The organism is Kitasatospora sp. NA04385, assembly GCF_013364235.1.
In the GTDB taxonomy this organism is placed as follows: domain Bacteria; phylum Actinomycetota; class Actinomycetes; order Streptomycetales; family Streptomycetaceae; genus Kitasatospora.
The window spans coordinates 745,402-769,378 of sequence record NZ_CP054919.1 but is presented as its reverse complement, the minus strand read 5'-3'; the positions used below and the strand labels follow the sequence as shown (position 1 = coordinate 769,378).

Below are 23,977 nucleotides of genomic sequence, written 5' to 3'. Positions count from 1 at the left end.
GGGCCCGGGACAGTGGCGGGCCCGGACGCCGGTGGATCCAGGCAGCGGTGCGCTCAGGGCGTCGGCGGGACGTCGGCCAGGTAGCTGCGCACCAGCCGCTTGCACTCGCCGATCAGCGCCGGATCGCCCTTCGGGTCGGCCCGGAACGCCAGCTTCAGCACCGCGTCGGCGCACTCCATCGCCACCCGCAGGGCCAGCGCGTACCCGGGCGCCGCGAACAGTTCGCCGCCGATCGCGCGCAGCCGGACCGCGACCGCCGCGTTGTTGTCCAGCTCGTCGTCCAGCAGGTGCAGGTCGTCGAGCCCGCCGTCCCGGACGGTGCCGACCAGGCCGAAGTCCAGGTGGCCGAAGCCCGCGACGGTGCGCTTCATCGCCACGAACTCGTCCACCGCGTGGTCGGTGAAGGCGGCCACGCTCGGCGGGCCCGCCCCGGTGGCGGTGACCCGCCGGGCCAGGCCGTCCAGGAAGCGGGCCAGGTTGCGTTCGGCGAGGGCCGCGAGCAGGCCCTCCTTGCCGGCGAAGAACTGGTACAGGGTGCCGATCGGCACCTCCGCGCGCAGCGCGACCTCCTTGGTGGTCAGCCCCGCCGGACCGACCTCGTCCAGCAGCCCCGCGCAGGCGTCCAGCAGCCGCTCGTACCGCTCCTGGCTGCGCTGCTGCACCGGCCGGCGGCGGGCCCCGGCGGCCGGGGCGCGGGAGGCACGGGCGGCGGACGCGGAGGGCTGCGGGGTCATGACGCCACTCTGCCCCATCCGGTCGGGCCGGGGCGAATTCCGGCCGGTCCGGTGTGGTTGGGTGTCGGACCATGGACGAGCAGCGGGCGGTGGCGGTGCAGCGGGCGGTGGCGGTGCAGCGGGCCGGGCGGATCGAGGACGGGGCGTGCCGGCACCTGCTGGTGTGGCGGGCCGGGCCCGGCTGGCGGATGGCCGGTTCCGGCGTCCTCGGCGGCGGGCTGGGCGAGCGCCACTGGGTGCTCAACGCGCAGGTGCGGGCCGGGTACGGGCGGATGGACCCGGCCGGGCACCTGGCCGAACTCGCCGCCGCGCAGGGCCTGTCCGGGCCCGGGACGGGCCTGATGACGGCCGCCGAGGTGGACGCCTGCACCTGGGCCGAGGACGGCGGCGTCACCGCGCTGGTCACCACCGGCATCGGCGTCCCCACCTGGGCCGCCGCGCCCGCCGCGCCCGCCGCCCCCGTGCCCGCCGCCCCCGTTGCCGCCGCCGCGCCCGGTGTTCCCGCCGCGCCCGCCGACGGGGCGTACGTGCCGGGCACCATCAACATCCTGGCCGTCGTTCCCGCCCCGGTCTCCGACGCCGGGCTGCTCAACCTGCTCACCACCGCCACCGAGGCCAAGGTCCAGGCCCTGCTGGAGGCCGGCTACGACTGCTCCGGCACCCCCTCCGACGCGCTCTGCGTCGCCGTCCGCACCGCCGTTCCGGGGCAGGATCCCGAGCCGTTCGGCGGCCCCCGCTCGCACTGGGGCTCCCGGCTCGCCCGGGCCGTCCACCGGGCCGTCCGCGCCGGGGCCCGCGCCGACCGCGAGCGCCGCGCCGGGTGGGACGGCCCGCCCACCCACCCGGCGACGCTGCCGGGCTGCGCCTGCGCGGACGTGCTGGCGTCCCGGGCTGCCGCGGAGGGAGGGGGCACGGGGTGAAGGGCCCCGGAGTGCGGGGTCGCGGGGTGAGGCGCCGTCAGGTGCCGGGCAGCTGCTCCTGGTCGATCACGTAGACCCGGGTGGCCTCGGGGGCGTCGGCGCAGTGGCGGCCGAGCTTCTCCCAGCGGGACTCGGGGCTGCGCAGCGGGCGGTGGCAGCGGCGGCAGCGGACCACGGGGGCCGGGCGGCGCTCGACGGCCGTGCCGGGGATCGGGGGTTCGGTGCTGCCGGTCTGGTCGCTCACCGTCCCAGTTCACCACCGGGCGGTAGCGGCCGCGACAGGGGGGTGCCCAGGTGGGGCCCGGTGGGTGCCCAGGGAGTTCCAGCGTCCGCCCAGGCGATCTTCACCGGCCCGCCCGGTCGGATCGTACGACCGTTCACCGGTTGTCTGCGCACGGGACATCTCCGGGGATGAACCTCCATCAGGCGAGGGCGAGGTTCCGCTTCCGCACCACCAGACCACCTGAGGGGAAATCCCGTGGACCTTCCCGGCTTCCGGGTGTCGCGCCGCCGGGCCGACGAAATGACCATCGCCGAGCAGTACGAGTACTGGCAGGACGTCCGCAAGGGCCTGTCGCGGCGCAGCGTGCTGCGGGCCGGCGTGTTCGGCGCCGCGGCCGTCGCCGCCGGGCCGATGCTGCTCGGCCGCCCGGCGTACGCGGACACGCCCGGCTCGGCCGTGGTGCCGTTCGGCCGGCACCTGGCGTTCGGCAACGACCCGGCCACCCAGATGCGGGTGGGCTGGCAGGTGCCGTCCGCCGTCGCCAACCCCGTGCTGCGGGTGGGCACTTCGCCCACCGACCTGAGCCAGACCGTGCAGGCCGAGATCCGCAACCTGCGCAGCGACTACGGCACCGGCGCCCCGCTGGAGCAGTACTACGGGCACGCCGCGCTCGACAAGCTGTCGCCGGACACCACCTACTACTACGCGGTGGGCCACGAGGGCCTGGAGGCCGCGTCCGGTCCGGTGAACTCCTTCACCACCGGCCCCGCCGGCAGCGGCTCCGGCCTCAAGCCGTTCACCTTCACCGCGATGGGCGACCAGGGCGCCAGCGCCCAGGCCGCGCTGGAGAACGCGCAGATCACCGCGCAGAACCCGGTCTTCCACCTGCTCGCCGGCGACATCTGCTACGCCGACCCCAACGGCCAGGGCAAGCTGACCGACAGCTACAACCCGGCGGTGTGGGACGGCTACCTCAAGCAGATCGAGCCGGTCGCCCAGTCCGTGCCGTGGATGGTCGCCACCGGCAACCACGACATGGAGGCCTGGTACTCGCCCAACGGCTACGGCGGCCACGCCAAGCGCCTGGACCTGCCGACCAACGGCCCCGCCAACTGCCCCAGCGTGTACGCCTTCACCTACGGCAACGTCGCGGTGCTGTCGCTGGACGCCAACGACGTCTCCTACGAGATCCCGGCCAACAAGGACTACTCGGGCGGCGCCCAGACCAGCTGGCTGGAGCGGACCCTCGCCGACCTGCGGGCCAAGCCCACCATCGACTTCATCATCGTCTTCTTCCACCACTGCGCCTACGCGGTGACCACCAGCCACGTCTCCGACGGCGGCGTCCGGGAGAAGTGGGCCCCGCTGTTCGACAAGTACAACGTGGACCTGGTCATCAACGGCCACAACCACATGTACGAGCGCACCGACCCGATCCGCGGCGGCAAGCCCACCCGCACCGCGGGCGTCGGCGACACCGTCAGCCCCGTCACCGACGGCACCACCTACATCGTGGCGGGCGGCGGCGGCGCGAGCCTGTACAGCCTGCCCTCGAACGGGCCGGAGAGCTACGCGGGCAACGTCAAGGACGCCTCCGGCGTCGCGGCCGGCTACTTCGGCGCCGGCGGCAAGGTCACCGAGGCGGTCGACTGGTCCCGGGTGCGCTACCGCGGGCACAACCTGCTCGCCGTGGACGTCAAGCCCGCCGCCCCCGGCGGCACCGCCACGCTCACCGTGCGCGGCATCTCGGTCGAGGGCGCCAAGGCCGGCACCGAGATCGACCGGATCACCATCACCCGCACCGCCTCGACCGTCGACACCCCCGCCTTCGGCTCCGGCGCGCTGCTCACCGGCGCCGCGCTCGCCGCCGGCGCCGGGTACGCGGGCTACGCCGCCTGGCGCAAGCACCGCAGCGGCCTCGACGTCCCCGCCTCCTGACCGACCGGACCGCTGACACCCCGATGAACGCCGAACCCCGGCGGACCCCGGCCGGGACGCCCCGTCCCGGCCGGGCCCCGCAGCTCACCGTCTTCGCCGGCACCCGCCCCGAGATCGTCAAACTCGCCCCCGTCGTGCACGCCCTGCGCGCCGCCGGGGCGGACGTCCGGGTGATCGCCACCGGCCAGCACCACGACCGGCGGATGGCCGGTGCCTTCTTCGCCGACCTGGGCGTCCCGCCGGACGCCGTCTGGGAGTTGACCGGCGACGAGGCCGCCCGCACCGGCGGCCTGCTGGCCCACGCGCTCGCCCACTTCGCCGCCGGGCCCCGGCCCGACCTGGCGATCGTCCAGGGCGACACCTGGACGGTGCCGCTGGTCGCCCTCGCCGCCCGGCGGCACGGCGTCCCCGTCGCGCACGTCGAGGCCGGGCTGCGCTCGCACAACCCGCTCTCGCCCGAGGAGAGCAACCGCACCGTCGCCGCCGACCTCGCCACCGTGCACTTCGCCCCGACCGAGGGCGCCCGCGACAACCTGCTGCGCGAGGGCGTCCCCGCCGCCGCCGTGCACGTGGTCGGCAACACCGTGCTCGACGTGCTGCGCACCTCCGGCGTCCCGGCGGTGCCGGTGGAGCGGCGGCGCGGCGTGCTGGTCACCGCGCACCGGCCCGGCACCGTCGACGCGTACGAGCGGCTGGCCGCGCTGACGGCCACCGTCCGCGCGCTGGCGGACGCCCACGGCCCGGTGCTGTTCCCACTGCACCCGCGCACCGCCGACCGGCTGGCCGCGCACGGGCTGCGGGCGGAGCTGGAGCACCCGGGGATCGAGCTTGTGGAGCCCCAACCCCACCGCAGGATGCTGGAGTTGATCGCCTCCTCGGCGCTGGTCGCCACCGACTCCGGCGGACTCCAGGAGGAGGCCGGCTGGTTCGGCGTCCCCGCCGTCGTGCTGCGCGAGAGCACGCCGCGGCCGGAGGGCGTCGCGCTCGGCCAGGCCGCGCTGACCGGCCTCGACCCGCGGCGTGCGCTCGCCGCCGCCCGCCGCCTGCTCGACCCCGCCGAACAGCGCCGGATCGCCGCCCTCCCGTGCCCCTACGGGGACGGGCGCACCGGCGAGCGGATCGCCGCACTCGTCCTCGGCGCGCACCGGGCCGACCGGCTCGCGCTGCGCGAACCCGGAGCGGCCTGATGCGCGTGCTCGCGATCGGGGCGCACCCCGACGACATCGAACTCGGCTGCGGCGCCACGCTGTTGAAGGCCCGGCAGGAGGGCGCGCAGCTCGCCCTGCTGGTGCTCACCGACGGGCGGCTCGGCCCCGGCGACCCCGCCCTGCGCGACCGCGAACAGCAGGCCGCCGCACGGGAGTTGGGAGCCCGGCTGTACCGGGGCGGCTTCCGCGACGGCGAGTTGGCGCACGACGCCCCGCTCACCCGGCGGATCGAGGACGTCCTCGCCGAGTTCCGACCCGACCTCGTCCTCACCCACGCCCCCGCCGACTCCCACCAGGACCACCGCGCCGCCGCCCGGGCCACCGTCGCCGCCGCCCGCACCCACCCCCACCTGCTGCACTACGAAGGCCCCACCACCTTGGACTTCCAGCCCACCGTCTACAGCGACGTCACCGGCCACGTGCCGGGCAAGCTCGCCCTGCTGCGCCACCACCTCTCCCAGGTGGTCGGCTCCCGCCGGGTCGACCTCGACGCGCTCGCCGCCCAGGCCCGCTTCCGCGGCTTCCAGGGCCGCCTGGAGGACGCCGAGGCGTTCACCGCCACCCGCAGCCTGCTCAGCCTGACCGTCGGCGCGCCCGCCGTCCCCCGGCAGGTGACGGCGTGAGGCCGCGCTGCCGGGGCGTGCTGCTCGACCTCGACGACACCCTCTACCCGCAGGCGGCCTTCCTCGCCGCCGCCTGGGACGCGGTCGCCGCCGCCGCGCCCGCCGCCCTGCGCGCCCCGCTGCGCACCGCCCTGGACGAGGTGTGCGCCCTGGGCAGCGACCGCGGGCGGATCGTCGACCGGGCGCTGGAGCGGCTCGGCGCTCCGGACGGCGCTTTGGCGGCGGAACTGGTCGGCGTCTTCCGGGCCTTCCGGCCGGTGCGGCTCGACCCCCACCCCGGCGTCGCCGAACGGCTGGCCCGGCTCGCCGAGGCCGTCCCGCTGGTGGTGCTCACCGACGGCAACCCGCCGCAGCAGCGCGCCAAACTCGCCGCCACCGGCCTCGCGCCGCTGCTGCCGCACGTGGTGTGCACCGACGAGCTGCCCGGCGGCCGGGCCGCCCGCAAGCCCGCCCCCGACGGCTTCCGGCAGGCCCTCGCCCTGCTCGGCCGCGCCCCCGGCGAGGTGCTGATGGTCGGCGACCGGCCCGACAAGGACGTCGCCGGCGCCGCCCGGCTGGGCATCCCGGTGATCCGGGTCCGGCAGGGCGAGTACCGCGAACAGGCCGACGGGGGCGCCGAGTCGGCGTCCGTGGACAGCGTCGCCGAGGCGCTCGACCTGGTCCGGGAGGCGCTGTGAAACGGGCCCGGTGGCTGCTGCCCGCAGCCGCGGCGGCCGGGCTGCTGTGCTGGCGCCCGGTGTGGGCGCACCACGCGCTCGCCGCCCTCCTCGCCGCCGTGTTCGGCCTGTACCTGCTGCGGCACCTGGTGCTGCTCACCGGCGCCCTGCACGCCCGCACCGAACCGGCGGGCGCGGCAGCGGAGTTGCCGAGCGTGACGGTACTGGTGCCGTGCCACGACGAGGCGAAGGTCGTCGACGGGCTCACCCGGGCCCTGGCCGCGCTCGACTACCCCGCCGACCGGCTCGACGTGGTCTTCGTCGACGACCGCTCCGCCGACGACACCGGCGAGCGGCTGGAGCGCGCCGCCGCCGGGCACCCCCGCTGGCGGGTGCTGCGCCGGGCGGCGGACGCCGTCGGCGGGAAGTCCGCCGCGCTGAACGAGGCGCTGGAACTCGTCCGCGGCGAGATCACCGTCGTCCTCGACGCCGACCACCAGCCCGAACCCGGCTGCCTGCGCGCCCTGGTGCGGGCCTTCGACGACCCCGGCACGGCCGCCGCGCAGGGCCGCTGCGTGGTGCGCAACCCAGGCGACAGCCTGATCGCCCGGCTGGTCGCGATCGACTACCTGTGCGGCTACCTGGTCAACATGGCCGGCCGGCGCAGCGCCTTCGGGCTGCCCGCGTACGGCGGCGCGAACTGCGCGGTGCGCACCTCGGTGCTGCGCGAACTCGGCGGCTGGAACACCGACTCCGTCACCGAGGACACCGACCTGACCGTCCGGGTCTGGCTCTCCGGCCGCCGGGTCGGCTACGCCGAGGACGCCGTCGACACCGAACTCGCCGTCACCACGCTGCGCGGCTACTGGCGCCAGCGCTACCGCTGGGCGCGCGGCCACCAGCAGGTCTGCGCCGACTACCGGGGCGCGCTGCTGCGCTCCCCGCACCTGGGCGCGCTCGGCAAGGCGGAGGCGCTGCTGTTCCTGTACCTGTACCACGTGCCGGTGCTGTGCGCGCTGGCGCTGCTGCTGGCGGGCGCCGAGGCGTCCTGGCCCGGGCTGGCGCTCACCGTGCCGCTGTGGCCGGTCGCCCCGCTGATGCTGGCCGGGCCGGTGCTGGAGATCGGCGGCGGCCTGGTCCGGGCCGGGACGCGCCGCCGCGAGGTGCTCTACCTGCTGCTGTTCCCCGCGCTGTTCGCGCTCTCCATGCTGCTGTGCACCCGGGCCCTGATCGACCGGCGGATCGGCGCCGCGTACTCCTGGGTCAAGACCGAGCGCACCGCGAGCGCCCCCAACGCGGCGATCGGGGCGGGGCTGTGAGGGCCCGCCCGGCCGCCGGCCCGGCCCGGCCGCTCGCCCCGCTGCTGCGGGTCCTCGCCGTCATCGCCGCCACCCTCGCCCTCGGGCACTGGGCGTCCGGCCCGGTCACCCGGGCGGAGGCCGCCGCGACCGCGACGGCGGCCCGCTGGTGCGGGCTCACCATGGTGCGCCAACTGCCCGGCACCGACCTGGTGCACGGCTTCCACGGCCACCAGCCGTTCTTCATCCGGATCAGCCCGTCCTGCTCCGCGCTCACCGTCGCGGCGGCCTGCGCGGGCGTCTCGCTGCTGGTCCTCGGCGGGACGTGGCACCGCCGGCTGACCGGCGCGGCCGTCGCGGTGGCGGTGTTCACCGCCGCGAACCTGGTGCGGCTGGTCGCGGTGCTGTGGGTCGGCCAGGACTACGGAATCCCGGCGATGGTCGGCTTCCACGACTGGGGCGGCACGCTCTGGTCGTACCTGATGCTGCTGGTGGCGGTCCTGCTGATGGTCGCGCTGCGGATCAAGAAGCGCCGACCGGACGAGAGTTGAGACCGGACGAGCGTCGAGAACGGACGAGCGTCGAGAACGGACGAGCGTCGAGAACGGACGAGCGTCGAGAACGGACGAGGTGGAGGAGACGATGGCGGTGCGGGTGCTGGTGACCGGCGGCGGCGGGCCGGCCGGGGTGGTGGTGGCGCGGGAGGCGGCGCGGGCCGGGCTGATCCCGGTGGTGGGGGACGCGGACCCGCAGGGCGCCGGGCTGCACCTCGGGCACGAGGCGGTGCTGCTGCCCCCGGCCGGGGACGCCGACTACCCGGCGGCGCTGCTGGACACCGCCGTGCAGCGGGGCTGCACCGCCCTGGTGGTGACCGTCGGCGAGGAACTGGAACGGCTCGCCGGACGGGAGGGCGAGTTCACGGACCAGGGGGTCGCGGCCTGGTTCCCGGCGGCCCGAACGGTCACCGCCTGCCTGGACAAGTGGGCCTTCGCCCGGGCGATCGGGGACGTCCCCGCCCCCGGCACCTCCCTCGGCGGACCGGGCGCGCTGCCCGGCCCGTGGATCGTCAAGCCGCGGCGCGGCCGGGGCTCGCGGGACGTGTACGCCGTCCACGACCCGGAGGACTTCCCGACCCTGCTGCGCCGCGTCCCGGAGCCGATCGTGCAGACCCTGCTGCCGGGGCGGGAGTTCACCGCGGACTGCCTGATCGGCCGGGACGGCACCGTGCACGCCGCCGTCCCGCGCTGGCGCACCCAGGTGCGCGGCGGGATCGCCACCCGGGGCACCACCTTCGCCGACCCCCGGGTGGACGCCCTGGTGGAGCGGCTGACCGGGGCACTGGGCCTGACCGGACTGGTCAACGTCCAGGGCTTCCTGGCGGAGGACGGCCCGGCCCGGGTGGTGGAGGTCAACCCGCGCTGCTCCGGCGGCCTGCCGATCTCGCTGGCGGCGGGCGCCGACCTGGTCGGCCAGTACCTGCGGATGCTGCTCGGCGGCGCCCCCGACCCGGCGGCGCTGCGGTACCGGCCGGGGGTGACCACGGTGCGCAGCTTCACCGAGCACCTGGTGCACGGCTCCGGGACGGCGGCGCGGGTGGACGCGGCGAGCTGAGGGGGCGTCGGCGCCGGGGTCAGTGCGGGCGGCGGACCTTCAGGTCGCGGCAGCGCCAGGACAGCCGGCGGGCGTTCACACGCGGTCGGCGGTGGCCGTAGCGGCCGCCCGCGACGGACAGGTTGACGATGATCCAGGCCCGCCAGCCGGGCCCGACGCCGCGGCCGTCGGCGTACACCTCGCGGCCGTCCAGCTCCCAGCGCACCGAGTCGGCGCCGAAGGTGCAGGCGACGGTGAACCACCGGCCAGGCGTCACCAGCCCGTCCAGGTAGGCCGGGTCGCCGGGGCGGACGTGGTTGCTCAGCTCCAGCAGCCGCGGGTGGTCGTCGTGGTACTCCAGCACGTCCACCTCCCCGTGGCCGTTCTGCGGCTGCCCCGGTGCGACGTCCCGCCCCCAGGTCCAGATCGCGGGCCAGACGCCCTGGTCGGCCGTCAGCTGGCAGCGCGCCTCCAGCCGGTCGCCCGTCCGCAGTTCGAACCCGCCCGAGGTGCCCTCGGTGGTCACCAGCGGGGTGCGCCAGCTGCCCGCGTTCTCCCGCAGCGCGGTGAACCTGTCTCCGTCCGGGCCGTACCCGGGCACCAGGTGGTCGAGCTTGTTGTCGCCCGTGTTGCGCCCGCCCGGCGGGTACGCGGAGGTGGCCCCGGCGGCCCACTGCGAGCGGTCCGAGAACGGCGCGTCGAACACGACGGGTGCCTGCGGGTGGTCGGCGGGCGGGGACGGGTCGGGCTGCGAGGGGTCGGATGGCGGGGTGGTCACTCGGTCACGCTCCGGCGGTGCGACGGGCACGGGCAACCCGGGGCATTCCCGGCGAAACGCCTGGTCATCCTTCGGTCGCCGGGCGTGCGGAAGTGCGCCCGGGCGCGCGGGGGCACTCCGCAGCGCGCGCCCGTCGGCGGTCCGGAGGTCCGTTCCGGCGGGTCGGCGGCCAGGCCCGGCGGCTCTCAGCGGTCCGTTCCGGCGGCTCGGCGGGTTCGTTCCGGCGGCTCTCAGCCGTCCGTTCCGGTGGCCAGCACCCGGAGGGCGGCGAGCAGGGCCTGTGCGTCCGGGGCGGGCAGGGCGGCCAGGAACTCCCGTTCGGTGCGCAGCCGGACGTCCTCCGCCCGGTCGAGCAACTGCCGTCCCCGGTCGGTGAGTCGGACGATGTTCTTGCGGCGGTCGGCGGGGCTGCGGACCCGCTCGGCCAGCGACCTCGCCTCCAGGGCGTCGACCAGGGCGACCATCGTGGTGCGGTCCACGCCCAGCTGCCCGGCCGCCTCCTGCTGGGAGAGCGGGGTGTCCGAGGCCAGGACGGCGAGCACCGCCAGCTCGCGCCCGTCCGTGCCGAGCGGGGACAGGGCCCGGGCGGAGGCGTCGGTGTAGCGCAGGTGGGCGTGCTTGAGCAGGTAGCCGAGCCGGTCGGTGAGCTGCTCGGGGCGGGCGTCGCTCGTCATGGGGCGAGGATAGCCGGGGTCGCTGATGTTCGGGCGAGGTGATGTTCGGGTGAAGTGATGGTTTGGCAGGGCGATAGTCAGTAGTGCTGACGATCGGCTAGGCTGACGAAACATGGAGCCACTCACGCCACCCGCCGTCACGTTCGGCGTCAAGACCACACCCATGCGCGTCGGCTACCCCGAGATCCTGCGGGTCTGGGAGGAGGCCGACGAGCTCCCCGAACTCGCCGACGCCTGGCTGTGGGACCACCTGATGCCCGTCGTCGGCCCCAAGGACGGCGACGTCCTGGAGGGCTGGACCCTGCTCAGCGCCCTCGCCGCCCGCACCCGGCGGCTGCGGCTCGGCCTGCTGGTCACCGCCAACCCGCTGCGCCACCCCGCCCTGCTCGGCAAGATGGCCACCACCGTCGACGTCCTCTCCGGCGGGCGGCTCGTCATGGGCCTCGGCGTCGGCGGCACCCACCAGCCCGCCGGCGCGGGCGGCATCGCCGGGGAGAACCCGGCCGTCGCCGAGTACGCCGGCTACGGGCTGGACCTGGTGCCGCCCGGCGAGGGCATCGCCCGGCTCGCCGAGACGATCGAGGTGCTGCGCGGCATGTGGAGCGGGGAGGCGTTCGACTTCGCGGGACGCTGGACCACCCTGACCGGCAACCACAACCACCCGGGCCCCGTGCAGTGCCCCGGCCCGCCGATCCTGATCGGCGGCTGGGGGACCAGGCTGCTGCGCCTGGTCGCCGAACGGGCCGACATCTGGAACGTCCCCGGCCCGCCGCACAACACCGTCGCCGCCGTCACCGAACGTGCCCGCGTGCTGGACGCGCACTGCGCCGCGATCGGCCGCGACCCCGCGACGCTCACCCGCTCCGTGCAGTACATCGTCTCGTACCAGGACCCGGCCCGGGACCGCGCCGTGCTCGCCGAGCTGATCGCCGCGGGCTTCACCCACCTGGTGCTGAGCCTGCGGGCGCCCTACCCGCCGGGCGTCGCCAGCTGGCTGGTGGAGGAGATCGTCCGGCCGCTGCGGGGGGAGTAGGGGAGTAGGGGAGTAGGCGTCAGGCGGCGGGCGGGACGTCGGCGGGCGGGACGTCGGCGTCGACCAGGGAGGCCGCCCGGGACGGTTCGTGCCCGGCGCGGCGCAGCAGGGCGTCCAGGAGGTAGCCGCCCGGCTCGGCGGGGTGGTGGACCTCCAGGCGCAGGTCGGTGGAGAAGCGGTCCCAGACCAGCGCGGCGTCCAAGTCCGGTCGCCGGGCGTCCAGTTCCTCCAGCAGCCGCCAGGCCGTCGCGGAGCGCTCCGCGCGCCGAGCCGGGTCGCAGGCGTCCAGGGCCGCCGCGATCCGCCGGTCCTCCGGGCGCTCCGCCGCCAACTCGGCCAGCACCGGCAGCAGTTCGGGACGGCCCAGGACCGCGGCGGCGGACAGCGTCAGCGGGTGCGGCTCCACGTACGTCTCCAGCAGGTCGATCAGCCGGGGCAGCACCGAAGCGTCCTGGCGGCGGGCCAGGCCGCGCACCGCCTCCTCGGCGACCTCCTCGTCCTCGTCGTCCAGCCGCTCGTGCAGCGCGGCCCGGACCGCCGGGCCGTACGCCTCGCCCTGGGTGCCCAGGCCGAACACCGCCGCGTCCCGCACCGCCGGGGCCGCGTCCCGGCTCAGCGCCAGCAGGGCGCGCACCCGGGGCGAGCCCTGGGCGGGCTCGCCGACGAACGGCAGCGCCTTCGCCACCGCCAGGCGCACCTCCCCGTCCGGGTGCCCGGCCAGCTCCAGCAGCACCGGCAGCGCCCGCTCGTCCTGCGCCGCTCCCAGTACGTCCACCAGCGCGGCCAGCGCGGGCCCGCCCGGCTCCCGCTCGACCCGGGGCAGCACGGTGTCGACCGCCCAGGCCCGCAGCGCGTCCTTCCCGGGCGCGGTGCGCGCCGCCAGCCGGTCGTACCCGGCGGCCCGCCGGGAGGGCTCGGCGGCGGACAGCAGGGCGGCCGCCGCGCGCAGCTCGTCGTCGGGGGTCCAGGGTTCGTCGATCACCCGCCCGAGTGTGGCCCGTCCGCGGCGGTGCGCGCCACGCGATTACCCGGCCGGGCGGGTGGCCCGCTCCAGGGCGATCAGCACGGAGCGGTAGGCGCGTCCGGTGGCGTGGTCCATGCCGATCTCGCACGTCCGGTTGGCGCTCAGGTGGGCGTCGAATTCGCGGGCGAGCACCTCGGCGGCCTCCTGCCTGGTCGCCGAGGCGGCCAGCTCCTCGTGCAGCATGCCGCGGTCGCCCGCGAAGCCGCAGCACTCCGCGTACACCGGGGTCACCACCTCGGCGCTGACCGCCCCGGCGACGGCCGCCAGGTCGCCGACCACGTCCAGGTGGCGCATCGAGCAGGTGGGGTGCAGGACGGCACTGGCCAGCGGTGCGGTGACGGTCAGGTGCGGCAGCAGGCCGGCCGCCCAGGTGGTGGAGTCGACGACGGTCAGCCGGGCGTGGCGCGCGCGGTTCTCCCCGCTCAGGTACGGCAGCACCTCGTCGGCGATGCCGAGCGTGCAGGAGGACGCGTCGACCACCAGCGGCAGCGCGCCGTGGCCGGTCCACTCCCAGGCCCGCTCGACGATCCGGTTCGCCATCAGCGCGTTGCCGTCCGGGTAGCCCTTGGAGTGCCAGATGGTCGCGCAGCACGTCCCGGGCAGGTCGGCGGGGATCCACACCGGCTTTCCGGCCCGCCGGGAGACGTCCACGACGGCCTGCGGCAGCGAGGCGTGCTCCCCGCCGCCGGTGGAGTCGAAGATCCGGTTCACGCAGGCCACGTAGTAGACGGCCGCTGCCTCCTCCCGGGGCCCGGTGGGCGGCAGCGCCCGCGCCGCCCCCGACGGGATCTCCGGCAGCCAGGCCGGGACGAGGTCCGGGCGGACCGCGGCGCGGGCCGCGCCGGTGACGGCCTCCAGCAGCCGGTCGGGCAGGTGGGCGGCCGCGCGCAGACCGGTGCGGGCGGCGGCCTCCAGCAGCGCGAACCGGTCGGCCGCCGCCGCGGCGTTCCGCTCCTCGAAGGCGGAGTGCCGCCGGTGCCGGAAGTCCTTCATCAGCGCGCCGGTGTCGATGCCGACCGGGCAGGCCAGCTTGCAGGTGGAGTCGCCCGCGCAGGTGTCGACGGCGTCGTAGCCGTACGAGTCGAGCAACTCGTCCAGCACCTTCGAGCCGTCGTCCTGGCGGGTCATCTCCCGGCGCAGCACGATCCGTTGGCGCGGCGAGGTGGTCAGGTCGTGGCTGGGGCAGACCGCCTCGCAGAAGCCGCACTCGATGCACGGGTCGGCGACCGCCTCGATCGGCGGGATCGACTTGAGGCCCTTCAGGTGGATCTCCGGGTCGCGGCTGAGCACCACCCCGGGGGCGAGGACGCCGTGCGGGTCGAACAACTCCTTGATCCGCCACATCACGGCGGTGGCCCGCTCGCCCCACTCCAGCGCCAGGTACGGGGCGATGTTGCGCCCGGTGGCGTGCTCGGCCTTCAGCGCGCCGTCGAAGCGCTCGACGGTCATGGCGCAGAACTCGTCCATGAACGCGGCGTAGCGGCGGACGTCCTCGGGGCGGGCGGCGTCGAAGGTCAGCAGGAAGTGCAGGTTGCCGTGCGCGGCGTGCCCGGAGACGGCGGCGTCGAAGCCGTGCGCGGCCTGGAGGTCGAGCAGCGCCGTGCAGGCCTCGGCCAGCCGGGCCGGCGGGACGGCGAAGTCCTCGGTGATCAGCACGGTGCCGGGCGGGCGGGTCCCGCCGACCGCCGTCACGAACGCCTCCCGGGCGTGCCAGTACACGGCGGCGACGGCCCGGTCGCGGGTGAAGGCGTTGCTCGCGGACTCCACCGGCCGCACCAGGGCGAGCCGTTCGACGGCGTGCCGGGCGGCCTCCTCGTACCCGGCCAGCGTCCGTTCGTCCGGGGCGCGGAACTCCACCAGCAGGGCCGTCACCTCGCGCGGGATCCGGGCCCAGTCGTCCGGGACGCCCTGGACGACGGCCAGCGCGCGCAGCGTGTTGCCGTCCATCAGTTCCACCGCGCGGGCGCCCAGGTCGTTGAAGCCCGGGACGGCCGCCGCCGCGTCCGCCAGGCTCGGGAAGAACAGCAGCGCGGTGGAGGTGCGGCGCTCCAGCGGCACTGTCTCGAACACCGTGTCGGCGATGAAGCCGAGGGTGCCCTCCGAACCGACCACCAGGCCGCGCAGGATCGCCGCCGGGGTGTCCCCGTCCAGCAGGGCGTCCAGCCGGTAGCCGTTGGTGTTCTTCAGCTCGTACTTGGCCCGGATCCTGGCCACCAGCGCGGCGTCCGCCTCCACCTCCCGCTTCAGCTCCAACAGGCCCGCGCAGAGCGCCGGTTCGGCCTCCCGCAGCCGCTCGTCGGCGTCCGCCGCGCCGGTGTCCACCACGGTGCCGGACGGCAGGACGAACGTCACCTCCGACAGCAGCCGGTAGGAGTTGCGGGTGGTGCCCGCCGTCATCCCGCACGCGTTGTTCGCCACCACCCCGCCCACGGTGGCCACCCGCCCGCTCGCCGGGTCCGGCCCCAGCAGCCGCCCGTGCCGGGCCAGCGCCGCGTTCGCCCGCAGCACCGTCGTGCCCGGCGCGATCCGGGCGTGCACGCCGTCCGGCAGCATCCGGGCGCCCGCCCCGGCGCCCGTCCCCGCCCAGGCCCGCCGGACGTCCACCAGGATGTCCTCGCCCTGCGCCTGCCCGTTCAGCGACGTCCCGGCGGCCCGGAACACCAGCGTCCGGCCGTTGCGGTGCGCGTACCGGAACACCGCCGCCACGTCCGCCACCGTCTCGGCGACCACCACCACCTGCGGCACGAAGCGGTACGGGCTCGCGTCGGAGGCGTACTTCACCAGGTCCGACACCTTGCTGAGCACCTTCGCCCCGCCCAGCAGGCCCACCAGGCCCGCCCGCAGCGGCTCCGGCGTGCCGGCCGCCAGCGAGTCCGGGACCTTGTCGGGCGAGTCCAGCAGGTGCTCGGGGCGCAGCAGTCGGGGCGGCGGGACGAAGAGCGGCACGGCCAGGTCCTTCTCGCGGAGGTCCGGGGGAGCGGCGGGGCACCGGGCGCGCGCCTCGCGCGGAGCGCCCGTCCACCCGCCGTGCCCAGCCTGGCACCCCGACCGGCCGGATCGGCCGCACGACGCGCTCGCTCTTCCGGCCCGGCCGCTGCCGCCTGACCGTTGCCGTCTCTGGCAGGGGGGGCGGGGGTCTGGCGGGGGCGGGGGCGGGGACGGGGGCTCGGCGGGCGCCTGGCGGGGAGGGCCGGTGCGCGGGGCTAGACTGGGCCGCGGTCGTGACGCCCCCGGGCGTCCGGGCGTACAGGAGGTGAGAGCAGTGGAGTGCAGTAGTCCGGGCCGAAGTCGGCCCCGCTCCGGGACGTACCCACCCGCTCATGGCCCCCGGTACCACCGCCCGCGTCCGCGTCGCGCCGTCTACTGAACCCCCGCGTTCACGCCAGCGCCGCGCGCCCGCGCACGGCTGCCACCGGAGCCTGCCGCCTGCTCCTCCTCCTCATGGCCCGGCGGCACCGGAACCCGTGGAGGTACCGCCGTGTCCGACTGGCGTGTGCGCGCCGTGCGCGCGAGCAAGCGACCCTTCAGCCGTACCACCGCCCGGCGCCCCGCCGACCGCGCCTCGGCCCCCGAACACTCCATGGACCCGCGCTCCGAGCAGGACCACGACCCCCGCGAGCCCGTCTCGCTGGAGCGCTCCGTCGTCGACGCCGCCGTCTACCGCGACGGCCACCGGATAGAGACCCCCGCCAGCCTCGCCGAGATCTACCGCGAACTCCCCGGCAAGCCCGGCACCATGGCGTGGATCGGCCTCTACCGTCCCGCCGAGGCCCAACTCGTCGAAGCCGCCGAGAAGTTCGACCTGCACGAGCTCGCCCTGGAAGACGCCATCGTCGCCCACCAGCGCCCCAAGCTGGAACGCTACGGCGACACCCTGTTCGTGGTGCTGCGCGCCGCCCGCTACCTCGACGACGTCGAGGAGGTCGACTTCGGCGAGATCCACCTCTTCGTCGGCCCCGACTTCGTGCTCACCGTCCGGCACTCCCAGTCGCCCGACATCTCCATGGTCCGCAGCCGGCTCGAAGCCGACCCCGAACTGCTCGCCCTCGGTCCCGAAGCCGTGCTCTACGCCGTCCTGGACGCCGTGGTCGACGGCTACGCCCCCGTCATCGCCGGTCTCCAGCACGACATCGACGAGATCGAGACCGAGGTCTTCGGCGGCGACCCCGAGGTCTCCCGTCGCATCTACGAACTCTCCCGCGAGGTCATCGAGTTCCAGCGCGCCACCGGCCCGCTGCTGGAGATCATGCGCTCCCTGGAGGGCGGCTTCCAGAAGTACGGCACCGACGAGGAGCTCCAGCGCTACCTGCGCGACGTCGCCGACCACGCCACCTACGCCGCCGAACGCGTCGACGGCTTCCGCCAGATGCTCCAGAACATCCTCACCGTCAACGCGACCCTGGTCTCCCAGCGTCAGAACGAGGAGATGAAGCAGCTCGCCGAGGCCGGGCACGCCCAGAACGACGAGATCAAGAAGATCTCCTCCTGGGCCGCCATCCTCTTCGCCCCCACCCTCATCGGCACCGTCTACGGCATGAACTTCGAGGAGATGCCGGAACTCCACTGGGCCTTCGGCTACCCCTTCGCGATCGGCCTGATGGGCGTGGTCTGTGTCAGCCTCTACCTGATCTTCAAGCGTCGCAACTGGCTTTAGCCGAAAGGGAGTTCAGTACTCCCACGCCGGGCAGTACTGCACGTGCAGGACGCCCGGGAGCCGGGGCGCGTGGCCGGTGGGACAGCGGGTGGGGGCGGTGGAGAGCTCGACGCACTCGTGGTGGCGGGCGGCGGCGCCCGGGTGGTGGCGGTGGTGGCGGTGGTGGACCGCCGGGGCCTCGGCGCGCAGGGCGTGGAGGGCGGCGCCGCTGTCGCGGAAGGCCGGGGCGCTGGCGGTGACGAAGAGGGTGCCGGCGGCGGACGCGAAGTGCAGGTGGTCGCGGAAGTCGGCGTGGTGGAAGCGCTCGGCGAACCGGCCTCCGGCCGGGAAGTCGCCGTCCGGGGTGCCGGTGGTCTGCGGGTGGCCCGGGCCGAGGCGGGCGCGGACCTCCTTCCAGGCGCCGGGGCGGAACTGCAGTGAGTGGTGGGCCAGGACGAGGTCCAGCCCCGCCGGCCCGTTCTCGTGCATCGGCGTGGTCGGCAGCCCGGCCGGCATCGGCTGTCCGCGCAGCGGCAGGTGCAGCAGCGTGTGCGGGGAGCGGGCCGCCAGCGACCACAGGGCGAGCAGCCGGGTCAGGCCCGCGCGGTCCGCGTACAGCGTCAGCCAGTAGTACTCGTCCCGCAGCGCCAGCCGCCCCGGGCCCGGCGCCGAGCGGACGACCCGGTACTCGCGGGTGCCCGTGCGGACCCGGTGCACGGTGATGCGCTGGTGTTCCCCCATGCCCCGGGACCCTAACGGAGGCGGCGGGGCGCGGCGCGCGGTTTTTCGGGCGGGGCGGCGCTTTTCGGGTGGGCGCGGTGTGCGGGTTCTCAGGCGGGCGCGGTGGCCGGGGCGAGGAGGGCGAGGTGGCCGTCGAGACGGCGGTAGAGGACGCGGCCGCGGTGGGTGCGGGGGTCGGCGTAGAACAGGTAGGGGAGGTCGGCGGCGGTCAGCCGGTCGGCGGCCTCCCGGTCGGTGAGGGGCGGGGCGGGGTGCGGGCCGAGGGTGAGCGGGGCCGCCGGGTGGCGGGGCGGCGCGGCCGGGAGGGTGCGGGTCAGGCGGTAGCCGGTGGGGCCGATGCGGTGGACCACGGCGTCGGTCTCGGTGGCCGGGTCGGTGAACAGGTGGATGTCGTAGTCCATCGCGTCCAGGGTGCGGATCGCCGCGTCGGGTGAACACCACACCAGGGAAGGCGACTTGACCCGGACGATCCGGGTCGAGAAGGACACCGGCGGGGTCGGCGCCGCACCCGGCCAGGGGCGGGGGCGCCAGTTCGCGGAGACGGTGCGGACGCGTTGGCGCAGCCCGTCCGCGAGCCGCTCGGCGGCCTCGCCCGCGGTGCGCGCCGCGAGCTGGACCCGGACCCGGCGCCCGTCCACCTCCGCGTTGACCTGGGCGAGGACGCGTTCCGGCCCCGTGGTGAGCCGGACCCGGATCGCCTCGACCAGCGCGGAGGCGTCCCGGGCGGCGGCGGTGATTCCGGTGCGGGCGAGGGCGAGCGGGTCCTTGGACGGGGCGGGCGAGTCCGGGGACGGGGAGAGGGGCGGGACGGACACGGCGGGTGCTCCTTCCGGGGGCGGTCAGTGCGGGCGGGGGCGGTGCAGGGAGACCAGCAGGATCAGCAGGCACAGCCCGACCGAGGCGGCCACCGTCAGCACCGCCGGTCCGGTCGGGCCCGGGCGGCCCGCGAACAGCGTGGCGGCGGCCGAGACGACGGCCGCGGCGGCGGCCAGGCCCGCGGTGAGCCGGACGGAGGCCGGGGCCGGCCGGTCGGTGGCGGCGGGCCGGTCGGTGGCGGCGGGCCGGGTGGGGGCGGGTCGGACGGTGGCGGATTGGGTGGCGGGGGATCGGGTGGCGGCGGGCGGTGGGGGTTCGGTGGGCAGCAGGGCGTTCCAGACGAGCGCCTGCTCGTGCTGGTCGGCACGGTGTTCGGCGCCCGCCGCGCAGCGCAGCGCGGTGGCGGTGAGGGCGCCGGTCAGGGCGGCGCCGAGCGGGAGCTGCCAGGGCAGCGGGGTGGTGAGCAGCAGCGCGGTCGCGGCCAGGGCGGACCACCAGACCAGGCAGGCGGCGGCCGCCAACCGGCTGGCGCGCGGACGGTCCGGCCCGGCCCGCAGGTCGAGCAGCGCGGGCAGGTACCAGGCGCTGCTGGCGGCGGTCAGCGCGGCGGTGCCGAGGGCGAGGACGGGGTGGGCCACGGTGGTTCGACCTCCAGGAACGTCCGGGGTGTCGGGTGTCGGGTGTCGGGTGTCGGGTGTCGGGTGACGGGGCGTTGGGGGCGGGGGCGGCGGCTGAGGGCCGGTCAGTCGGTGGGCGGGGCGGGGTGCTGCGGTGCCTCCGCCACGGCCCCCCGGGGCCGCTCCTGCACCGGCCGGTCGTACCGGGCCGGGGTGACGCCGTCCAGGTGCGGGGCCGGGGCGCCGTGGTTGTCCAGGTGGTCGGCGGCGGCGATGTCGGGGTGGTGCAGGTCGAACGCCGGGGATTCGGAGCGGATCCGCGGCAGGGTGGTGAAGTTGTGCCGGGGCGGCGGGCAGGAGGTGGCCCACTCCAGCGAGCGGCCCCAGCCCCACGGGTCGTCGGTCTCGACCTTCTCGCCGTACTTGGCGGTCTTCCAGACGTTGTAGAGGAACGGCAGGATCGACAGGCCGAGCAGGAAGGAGCCGATGGTGGAGACGGTGTTCAGCGTGGTGAAGCCGTCCGAGGCCAGGTAGTCGGCGTAGCGGCGCGGCATGCCCTCGGCGCCCAGCCAGTGCTGGACGAGGAAGGTGGTGTGGAAGCCGATGGTGAGCGTCCAGAAGCAGATCCGGCCGAGGCGTTCGTCCAGCATCCGCCCGGTCATCTTGGGCCACCAGAAGTGGAAGCCCGCCATCATCGCGTACACCACCGTCCCGAACAGCGTGTAGTGGAAGTGCGCGACGACGAAGTACGAGTCGGAGACGTGGAAGTCCAGCGGCGGGGCGGCCAGCAGCACGCCGGTCAGGCCGCCGAACAGGAAGGTGACCAGGAAGCCCGTCACCCACAGCATCGGCGTCTCGAAGCTCAGCGAGCCCTTCCACATGGTGCCGACCCAGTTGAAGAACTTCACGCCGGTCGGGACGGCGATCAGGAAGGTCATGAAGGAGAAGAACGGCAGCAGGACCTGTCCGGTCACGTACATGTGGTGCGCCCAGACGGTGACCGAGAGGCCGGCGATGGCGATGGTGGCGGCGATCAGGCCGGAGTAGCCGAACATCGGCTTGCGGCTGAACACCGGGATGATCTCGGACACGATCCCGAAGAACGGCAGGGCCAGCACGTACACCTCGGGGTGGCCGAAGAACCAGAACAGGTGCTGCCAGAGCATCGCCCCGCCGTTGGCCGGGTCGAAGACGTGCGCGCCGAACTTGCGGTCGGCTTCGAGTGCGAACAGCGCGGCGGCCAGCACCGGGAAGATCATCAGGACCAGCAGCGAGGTCAGCAGCACGTTCCAGGTGAAGATCGACATCCGGAACATGGTCAGGCCCGGTGCGCGCAGGCAGATGATCGTGGTGATGAAGTTGACCGCGCCCAGCACGCTGCCGAAGCCGCCGAACGCCACACCCATGATCCACATGTCGGCGCCGATGCCCGGTGAGTGCACCGCGTCGCTCAGCGGCGCGTAGGCGAACCAGCCGAAGTCCGCCGCGCCCTGCGGGGTGAGGAACCCGGCGGCGGCGATCAGCGAGCCGAACAGGAACATCCAGTACGCGAGCGCGTTCAGCCGGGGGAACGCCACGTCCGGGGCGCCGATCTGCAGCGGCATCATCCAGTTCGCGAAGCCGGTGAACAGCGGCATCGCGAACAGCAGCAGCATGATCGAACCGTGCATGGTGAACGCCTGGTTGAACTGCTCGTTGGAGAGCAACTGCGTTCCCGGCCTGGCCAGTTCGGCGCGCATGACCAGGGCGAGCACGCCGCCGACCAGGAAGAACGCGAACGCCGTGACCAGATACATGGTGCCGATCGTCTTGTGATCGGTCGTGGTGAGCAGTCGCACCAGCGTGCTGCCCGGTGTGCGTCGCGGCGCGGCCTCGGCCGTGCCCCGACTCGCCTCGATGGCAGCCATCGGCCGCCCTCCTTCGTGCTGCGTCCTGGGCCGGGCCCGGCGGGGCCCGGCGTGCGCCGACCGCTCGGCGGGGGAGGCGTCCGGGGGTGGCACGACCCCTGCCGAGCGGCGGCGCTCCATGCTCGTTCGCGGCCGACCCGCCGCCCCAGGGCCGATGGTCCCGCCCGCGGCGGCCCGAGGGCCCCGGTCTCGGAGCCGCCCCGCGCCGAAAGGCCCTGGTCGGACGGGGGCACCTCGCGTCCGGCCCGCATTCGGCCCGCGTTCGGCCCGGGTCCGGCCTGCGTTCGGCCCGGCCTGCGTCCGGTCTGGGTTCGGCCCGGGTCCGGCTTCCGTGCTCAGGCGGCGAGGGGGCGGAGGCGCGGGTGCGTGGGCGCATCGGAGCGGGGGTGGGCGTGGGCGTGGCTGTGGTGGTACGAGTGCGACTGGTCGACACCGCCGTGCAGGGCGTGCAGGCCGGCGGCCAGGCGGGCCGGGTCCTGGCGCAGCCACAGCCGTAGGGCGGTGCCCAGCGCGGCGCAGGGGGTGGGCGGCGCTGGCGGCGGGGACGGCCGGGTCGGGCGCTCCGGGTGTTCCGGGTGCGCAGCGTGCTCCGGGGGCGCCAGGTGGGCGGCGAGGGCCGGGAGCAGTTCGGCGAGTTCCGGCGGCAGCCAGACCGTCACCGCGCACGGGGCGAACCGGCCCAGCTGCTCGGCGAGTCGGGGCGGGTCCTGGGCGAGCAGCGCGGGCAGCACGTCCAACAGGGCGTCCGCCACCACCTCGGACACGTCGCCGCGGTGGCCGTGCGCCAGGCGGCGCAGCAGCGTCCGCTCCGCGGTGGTGAGCCGGACAGCCAGCATGACCTCGTCGGATTCCATCACACGGCCTTCCTGGGCACCCGCGCCCACCCGATCGGCCCGCCGCGCGGACCGGACACATCGCTGACCTGGGGTCACTGTCCACACCCGCGCCGGACGCCCGGAAGGGCCGAACGGCCCCGGCCGCAGGGCCCGAACGGCCGGCCGGGACCCCGGTGGTGGGTCGGGGCTCCGGTGGTGGGACGGGCGTGGCTGTCGTCGCGAGGCCCTCCGATCGGTCGCCCGGATGTCACGCGGAGGGATGCCGGGGTTCACCGGATTTGCGTTGCTGGTGTGCGCTCAAGTGAATGTCGAGCGAAGGCCTACCAACTCCCTTGTCAATGCGTTGACTTGACGTTTCGTCATCTCCTAGGGTCTGAGCCTGCCAAGTCCGACGATGTGGCGAAAACAGGTGCCTACCAGGCATTTCGCTCCATCGCGGACAGGTGCGGGGCGGTGTCGTCCGCCGGTCGGAGTGCGGTCCGGGCAGGCCCGGGACGCGGTGGTCACGGAAAGGCGGTGCAGGTGGTGGCAGTGCAGGCCGGAGCGGGTGTCGGTACCAGGTTCACAGTGCTCGGACTCCTGGCCATCGCGGACCGCCGGGAAGCGGCCGTTCTCCAACCCTCCAAGCCCACCTCGCTGTTGGCCGTCCTGCTGACCCGCCCCAACGTGATCGTCCCGGTGGAGTCGCTGCAGCGCGCGATCTGGGGCGAGGACATCCCGGCGACCGCCAAGGCGTCCCTGCACTCCTGCGTGCTGCGGCTGCGCCGGCTGTTCGCCAAGTACGGCATCTCCGGCAGCACCATCGAGGCGCTGCCCGGCGGCTACCGGATGGCGGCCGACGCGCGCACCCTCGACCTGCTGGAGTTCCGCGAACTGCTCGTCCGGGCCGACCACGCCGCCGACCAGGAAGAGGAACTCTCCCTGCTGCGCGCCGGGTTGGAGCTGTGGCAGCTGCCGGTGCTGGGCAACGTGCACTCCGACGTGCTGCACCGCGAGGAGGTGCCGCGGCTGGCCGAGGAGTGGCTGCGCACCGCCGAACGGGTCTACGACATCGAGCTCGCCCTCGGGCGATGTCGCGAAGTCCTCTCCGAGCTCTGGCCGTTGGCCAGGTCGCACCCGGCACACGAACGCTTCTGGGAGCAGCTCATCGAGGCGCTGCACCGGACCGGGCGGCGCGCCGACGCCCTCGCCGAATACCGCCGGGTCCGCGACCACCTGCGCGAGGAACTGGGTGTGGAACCCGGAACCGCCCTGCGCAACCTCGAACTGGCCGTCCTGCGCGGCGAACTGCCCACCGTCCAGGCGGTGCGCCCACCGGCCCGGACCGCGAAAACGGCGGCACGCCGGACGACGAATCCGGGGGCGAACCCGGCGACGAATTCGGGGGCGAACCCGGGGGCGAACCCCGCGCCGACGGACGGCGCGCCGCTGGACGCGGCCCCCCTGGACGCTGCGGCGCTGGATACGACGTCGGCGGCCGGCGCCCTGGCCGGATGCGCGCAGGGTGACGTCGTCCTGGCGGGCCTGGTGGGGGCCGGGCTGCTGCGCGAGTGCCCCGACGGCCACTACCACGTCCACGAGTTACTGCGGGCCTTCATCCTTGCCGCCGAAGGCAGTTGGGCCCGCGCCCCCGAAGAGCCGAACCCGGCGCGGCCGGATGCCGGCGCCGATCCAACCCCGTCCGTGCGGCAGTCGGCCGCGTCGTTGCTGACCAGCGAGGTGTGAGGG

General features: G+C 75.3%; 22 protein-coding genes. 11 read left to right on the top strand and 11 right to left on the bottom strand.

Features of this window, described 5'->3' with window-relative positions; all coding sequences use genetic code 11:
* Positions 1–53 precede the first annotated feature (53 nt).
* Entirely contained in the window at positions 54–734 is a 681-nt protein-coding gene (locus tag HUT16_RS03285) for a TetR/AcrR family transcriptional regulator (protein ID WP_176185285.1), read from the bottom strand.
* A gap of 71 nt (positions 735–805) precedes the next feature.
* On the opposite strand from HUT16_RS03285, the gene HUT16_RS03280 reads away from it, so the two are divergent.
* The gene (locus HUT16_RS03280) at positions 806–1,654 is read left to right on the top strand and encodes an adenosylcobinamide amidohydrolase (RefSeq protein WP_254897612.1); all 849 of its coding nucleotides are present in this window, start codon (positions 806–808) and stop codon (positions 1,652–1,654) included.
* A 37-nt stretch (positions 1,655–1,691) separates the two neighbouring features.
* Here the strand turns inward: HUT16_RS03280 and HUT16_RS03275 are convergent, their stop codons facing one another.
* Positions 1,692–1,898 (bottom strand): DUF6011 domain-containing protein, encoded by a 207-nt coding sequence (locus HUT16_RS03275; protein ID WP_176185281.1) that lies wholly within the window; start codon positions 1,896–1,898, stop codon positions 1,692–1,694.
* A 234-nt stretch (positions 1,899–2,132) separates the two neighbouring features.
* Between HUT16_RS03275 and HUT16_RS03270 the strand changes: the two genes are divergently transcribed.
* The 7 genes from HUT16_RS03270 to HUT16_RS03240 all read left to right on the top strand — a co-directional run bounded on the left by HUT16_RS03270 (position 2,133) and on the right by HUT16_RS03240 (position 9,211).
* Positions 2,133–3,815, top strand: coding sequence for a purple acid phosphatase family protein (locus HUT16_RS03270; protein WP_368662668.1), 1,683 nt, complete (start codon positions 2,133–2,135; stop codon positions 3,813–3,815).
* A 23-nt stretch (positions 3,816–3,838) separates the two neighbouring features.
* Complete coding sequence (gene wecB, locus HUT16_RS03265) at positions 3,839–5,002, top strand: non-hydrolyzing UDP-N-acetylglucosamine 2-epimerase (RefSeq protein WP_176185279.1); 1,164 nt, start codon at positions 3,839–3,841, stop codon at positions 5,000–5,002.
* The gene (locus HUT16_RS03260; protein ID WP_176185277.1) at positions 5,002–5,646 is read left to right on the top strand and encodes a PIG-L deacetylase family protein; all 645 of its coding nucleotides are present in this window, start codon (positions 5,002–5,004) and stop codon (positions 5,644–5,646) included. Before wecB ends, HUT16_RS03260 begins: the two co-directional genes overlap by 1 nt.
* Positions 5,643–6,323, top strand: a complete 681-nt coding sequence (locus HUT16_RS03255) for an HAD family hydrolase (RefSeq protein WP_176185275.1) — start codon at positions 5,643–5,645, stop codon at positions 6,321–6,323. The genes HUT16_RS03260 and HUT16_RS03255 overlap by 4 nt, the downstream gene beginning before the upstream one ends.
* Complete coding sequence (locus tag HUT16_RS03250) at positions 6,320–7,621, top strand: glycosyltransferase family 2 protein (protein WP_176185273.1); 1,302 nt, start codon at positions 6,320–6,322, stop codon at positions 7,619–7,621. The genes HUT16_RS03255 and HUT16_RS03250 overlap by 4 nt, the downstream gene beginning before the upstream one ends.
* Positions 7,618–8,151: an exosortase/archaeosortase family protein gene (locus HUT16_RS03245; RefSeq protein ID WP_176185271.1), complete on the top strand. Its 534-nt coding sequence runs from the start codon at positions 7,618–7,620 to the stop codon at positions 8,149–8,151. The genes HUT16_RS03250 and HUT16_RS03245 overlap by 4 nt, the downstream gene beginning before the upstream one ends.
* A 79-nt stretch (positions 8,152–8,230) precedes the next feature.
* Entirely contained in the window at positions 8,231–9,211 is a 981-nt protein-coding gene (locus HUT16_RS03240) for an ATP-grasp domain-containing protein (RefSeq protein WP_176185269.1), read from the top strand.
* 19 nt (positions 9,212–9,230) lie between these two features.
* On the opposite strand, the gene HUT16_RS03235 is transcribed toward HUT16_RS03240, so the two are convergent.
* Together HUT16_RS03235 and HUT16_RS03230 are read right to left on the bottom strand one after the other, a co-directional pair.
* Positions 9,231–9,968 (bottom strand): beta-glucanase, encoded by a 738-nt coding sequence (locus HUT16_RS03235; protein ID WP_176185268.1) that lies wholly within the window; start codon positions 9,966–9,968, stop codon positions 9,231–9,233.
* A 230-nt stretch (positions 9,969–10,198) separates the two neighbouring features.
* Positions 10,199–10,642, bottom strand: coding sequence for a MarR family winged helix-turn-helix transcriptional regulator (locus HUT16_RS03230; protein WP_176185266.1), 444 nt, complete (start codon positions 10,640–10,642; stop codon positions 10,199–10,201).
* A gap of 112 nt (positions 10,643–10,754) precedes the next feature.
* On the opposite strand from HUT16_RS03230, the gene HUT16_RS03225 reads away from it, so the two are divergent.
* A complete protein-coding gene (locus HUT16_RS03225; protein WP_254897611.1) occupies positions 10,755–11,675 on the top strand; it encodes an LLM class flavin-dependent oxidoreductase in 921 nt (306 codons plus the stop codon).
* A 19-nt stretch (positions 11,676–11,694) separates the two neighbouring features.
* On the opposite strand, the gene HUT16_RS03220 is transcribed toward HUT16_RS03225, so the two are convergent.
* Both HUT16_RS03220 and HUT16_RS03215 read right to left on the bottom strand, forming a co-directional pair.
* Positions 11,695–12,657 carry a HEAT repeat domain-containing protein gene (locus tag HUT16_RS03220; protein WP_176185264.1) on the bottom strand — a complete coding sequence of 321 codons (963 nt, stop codon included), beginning with the start codon at positions 12,655–12,657 and terminating at the stop codon, positions 11,695–11,697.
* 42 nt (positions 12,658–12,699) lie between these two features.
* On the bottom strand, positions 12,700–15,645 hold the full coding sequence (locus HUT16_RS03215) for an FAD-binding and (Fe-S)-binding domain-containing protein (protein WP_176185262.1): 2,946 nt from the start codon (positions 15,643–15,645) through the stop codon (positions 12,700–12,702).
* 532 nt (positions 15,646–16,177) lie between these two features.
* On the opposite strand from HUT16_RS03215, the gene HUT16_RS03210 reads away from it, so the two are divergent.
* The gene (locus HUT16_RS03210; protein ID WP_176185260.1) at positions 16,178–17,353 is read left to right on the top strand and encodes a magnesium and cobalt transport protein CorA; all 1,176 of its coding nucleotides are present in this window, start codon (positions 16,178–16,180) and stop codon (positions 17,351–17,353) included.
* Between the two features lie 12 nt (positions 17,354–17,365).
* Here HUT16_RS03210 and HUT16_RS03205 read toward each other — a convergent pair whose 3' ends face one another.
* The 5 genes from HUT16_RS03205 to HUT16_RS03185 form a co-directional block, all read right to left on the bottom strand.
* Positions 17,366–18,073, bottom strand: a complete 708-nt coding sequence (locus HUT16_RS03205; RefSeq protein ID WP_176185258.1) for a hypothetical protein — start codon at positions 18,071–18,073, stop codon at positions 17,366–17,368.
* An 89-nt stretch (positions 18,074–18,162) separates the two neighbouring features.
* Complete coding sequence (locus tag HUT16_RS03200) at positions 18,163–18,888, bottom strand: sigma 54 modulation/S30EA ribosomal C-terminal domain-containing protein (protein WP_176185256.1); 726 nt, start codon at positions 18,886–18,888, stop codon at positions 18,163–18,165.
* Positions 18,889–18,912: 24 nt separating this feature from the next.
* Complete coding sequence (locus HUT16_RS03195; RefSeq protein WP_176185254.1) at positions 18,913–19,527, bottom strand: hypothetical protein; 615 nt, start codon at positions 19,525–19,527, stop codon at positions 18,913–18,915.
* A gap of 104 nt (positions 19,528–19,631) precedes the next feature.
* On the bottom strand, positions 19,632–21,413 hold the full coding sequence (gene ctaD / locus HUT16_RS03190) for a cytochrome c oxidase subunit I (RefSeq protein WP_176185252.1): 1,782 nt from the start codon (positions 21,411–21,413) through the stop codon (positions 19,632–19,634).
* A 335-nt stretch (positions 21,414–21,748) separates the two neighbouring features.
* Positions 21,749–22,267, bottom strand: coding sequence for a hypothetical protein (locus HUT16_RS03185; RefSeq protein WP_176185250.1), 519 nt, complete (start codon positions 22,265–22,267; stop codon positions 21,749–21,751).
* Positions 22,268–22,816: 549 nt separating this feature from the next.
* Between HUT16_RS03185 and HUT16_RS39630 the strand changes: the two genes are divergently transcribed.
* Positions 22,817–23,974 (top strand): BTAD domain-containing putative transcriptional regulator, encoded by a 1,158-nt coding sequence (locus tag HUT16_RS39630; protein ID WP_368662667.1) that lies wholly within the window; start codon positions 22,817–22,819, stop codon positions 23,972–23,974.
* Positions 23,975–23,977 lie beyond the last annotated feature (3 nt).

Coding starts and splice junctions, on each gene's coding strand:
- HUT16_RS03260 (WP_176185277.1), top strand. CDS start 5,002: ATGCGCGTGCTCGCGATCGGGGCGCACCCCGACGACATCGAACTCGGC.
- HUT16_RS03285 (WP_176185285.1), bottom strand. CDS start 734: ATGACCCCGCAGCCCTCCGCGTCCGCCGCCCGTGCCTCCCGCGCCCCG.
- HUT16_RS03280 (WP_254897612.1), top strand. CDS start 806: ATGGACGAGCAGCGGGCGGTGGCGGTGCAGCGGGCGGTGGCGGTGCAG.
- HUT16_RS03230 (WP_176185266.1), bottom strand. CDS start 10,642: ATGACGAGCGACGCCCGCCCCGAGCAGCTCACCGACCGGCTCGGCTAC.
- HUT16_RS03185 (WP_176185250.1), bottom strand. CDS start 22,267: ATGGAATCCGACGAGGTCATGCTGGCTGTCCGGCTCACCACCGCGGAG.
- HUT16_RS03225 (WP_254897611.1), top strand. CDS start 10,755: ATGGAGCCACTCACGCCACCCGCCGTCACGTTCGGCGTCAAGACCACA.
- ctaD (WP_176185252.1), bottom strand. CDS start 21,413: ATGGCTGCCATCGAGGCGAGTCGGGGCACGGCCGAGGCCGCGCCGCGA.
- HUT16_RS03205 (WP_176185258.1), bottom strand. CDS start 18,073: ATGGGGGAACACCAGCGCATCACCGTGCACCGGGTCCGCACGGGCACC.
- wecB (WP_176185279.1), top strand. CDS start 3,839: ATGAACGCCGAACCCCGGCGGACCCCGGCCGGGACGCCCCGTCCCGGC.